Source organism: Candidatus Rhabdochlamydia sp. W815 (assembly GCF_018642185.1).
Lineage (GTDB): Bacteria > Chlamydiota > Chlamydiia > Chlamydiales > Rhabdochlamydiaceae > Rhabdochlamydia > Rhabdochlamydia oedothoracis.
On record NZ_JAAVTY010000163.1, the window covers coordinates 1 to 2,262 of the forward strand.

A 2,262-nucleotide genomic window follows, 5' to 3' on the forward strand; every position below is an offset into this window, starting at 1 on the left:
AAGTATTAAATGATAAAACAATACCCTGGTTTGAAGAACAAGAGTTAAGAGTGTTAAGAATACTTAACCGTAGAGGGACAGAGTACTGTGGGAGTCGGGAATACCATGAATATGAGCTCTATCTTACAATAGAAGATATTGAACATAATCGAACAAAGGCAAGGCATCCTCAAACCAACGGAATCTGTGAGAAGTTTCATCAGACGATTCAAATTGCAACTTGATTTTTTCTTCAATACGGGTAAGTATTTGAGGAGTCATTTTTTTATTGGGTTGAGAATTTTTTCTAAGAAATGCTTTTTCTTGAGCTTGCTGATGACGGTATCCTCGTTGCCCTTTATTTCTCTTAAGTTCCCTACTAATAGTGCTATGATGAACTTTTAGAATGGTTGCTATTGAGCTAGATGTATCTCCTCTAGCTTTTAAAATATAAATCTGACATCTTTGGTCATAGGTTAGGTGATGGTTGCCTTTAGACAAGGTCTCTTTTTGTGTTTGATTGTTAAAAATCACAATAGAGATTCTTTCATCGTCTGCCTATTATTTTTTTAATTCTTCTGTGCACTTCAAACTTTAAAAGACTAATATTAAACTTAAAATTATTTTTATATTTTATTTTATAATGAATTCATATAAAATATTCTTTTTAAGTTTCTAAAAAGAGGAAATAGTTATGAAAAATATTTTAGATACAATTATGGATACAACAAGTTCTTCTGTTAGTGCTAAAGGATTTTTACGAGGTCATTTAGCTTTTGAACGTTGGTATTTTTACTACCATAATAAATTGAGCCCTCAACAAACAGCAAAAGACCCTTCTATCCAGATCTTTTGCAGATTATGGGCTGTTGCTTCTGCCATTGAAAGTTTTGCTAAAGTAATCATTGTAGGTCTTTCCGCTCTTTATTACGTCTGTCAAAAAAATGATGCAGAAACAGAAAAACGATTAGATGTTTTATGTCAACAAGGTAATAGCTTGTATTACAGTTTTATCGCCTTATATTCTCCAGAAGAAGCATTAAAAGACTTCTCTGTATATAATGCTGAAGATCCTGCTCAATCATTAACTCGAATAAAATGGTTTGGCTATTCCTTAAGAAAGCATTCTTGGGGAAATGGATATAATGGTAAGACAACATTAGAAATGCTTATTAACACTCATTAAATCTTTTTTAGTATTGCACTTAAATTCTGCATTTTGCCATAGCTTAAACTAAATAGACAAAACTAAGGCAAAATGATCCAGTATTTCTTTAAAACAGCAAAAGACGAATCTTTTATTCCGATCCCCTCTGCTAAAGATGGCTGCTGGATTCATGTGGAAGAAGCATTAGCTGCTGATTTAGATCAGGTAGGTCTACTGATTGGGTTGGAATATAGTGACCTTCAAGATAGTCTTGATCGTTATGAAATTGCTCGTATTGAGCATATTAAAAATAATGTACTGATCTTTTCTCGTTGTCCTATCGAATTAGACAATGCTGTTGGTTTATATACAGAAACACTAACCATGATCATTACCCCTTGCTACTTTATTACCATTAGTCCTCAAAAAAATGGCATATTACGAGGATTTTTGAATAAACCAAATACCTTTGCTACAACACAACGCTCTAAATTAGTTATTCATTTATGTATGCGGGTAATTCAAGAATTCACTATGCAGATCAGAAAGGTGCGTTATTACGTCTTAATGCAAGAAAAAGAAATCATCAGTGTAGATAGTGAGGATATCACTATTTTAACCCGTCAGGAAGAAATTCTAAATCAATATCTCTCTAGCTTAGAGCCGATGGAATTGGTATTGAAAGAACTTCCATCTGGAAAATACATTCCTCTGCAAGATAAAGACCAAGCTCTTTTAGAAGATGTATTCCACTCTTTAAAACAATCAGAAACCATTTGCGAAAATGCTTTAAAAAGTATTAGAAGCTTAAGAGATTCTTATCAGATCATTTTCACTAATAACTTACATAAAACAATTAAACTGCTAACAGCATTAACTATTATCTTTAATATTCCCACTATTGTAAGCAGTGTTTATGGGATGAACATAGCACTACCTTTCGCAGATAACATGCATGCTTTTGCCATTATTTTATCTTTAATTTTTGGATTTAGTTTACTTTTTCTATGGTTTTTCAAACGTAAGATGTGGTTATAAGAGCCTGTTTAAAATCTTTTCAGTAAGGCATAATGATAGTTTTCATAAAACCTTTGGAAGTAATTATGGCCCGCTCTTATCCAAGCGATATCTCTCGT

Annotated in this window: 3 protein-coding genes and 1 pseudogene; 3 read left to right on the forward strand and 1 reads right to left on the reverse strand. The window is 32.5% G+C overall.

The features are described 5' to 3' along the window. Positions 1–209, forward strand: a pseudogene (locus RHOW815_RS07885) (IS481 family transposase); the annotation flags it as partial. Here RHOW815_RS07885 and RHOW815_RS07890 read toward each other — a convergent pair. Next, on the reverse strand, positions 124–513 hold the full coding sequence (locus tag RHOW815_RS07890) for a helix-turn-helix domain-containing protein (RefSeq protein WP_215217753.1): 390 nt from the start codon (positions 511–513) through the stop codon (positions 124–126). The pseudogene RHOW815_RS07885 and the gene RHOW815_RS07890 sit on opposite strands and share 86 nt — an antisense overlap. Before the next feature lie 160 nt (positions 514–673). On the opposite strand from RHOW815_RS07890, the gene RHOW815_RS07895 reads away from it, so the two are divergent. Together RHOW815_RS07895 and RHOW815_RS07900 are read left to right on the forward strand one after the other, a co-directional pair. Next, entirely contained in the window at positions 674–1,165 is a 492-nt protein-coding gene (locus tag RHOW815_RS07895) for a hypothetical protein (protein WP_215217754.1), read from the forward strand. A gap of 72 nt (positions 1,166–1,237) precedes the next feature. Continuing rightward, on the forward strand, positions 1,238–2,164 hold the full coding sequence (locus RHOW815_RS07900; RefSeq protein ID WP_215217755.1) for a magnesium transporter CorA family protein: 927 nt from the start codon (positions 1,238–1,240) through the stop codon (positions 2,162–2,164). The last annotated feature ends 98 nt before the right edge of the window (positions 2,165–2,262 follow it).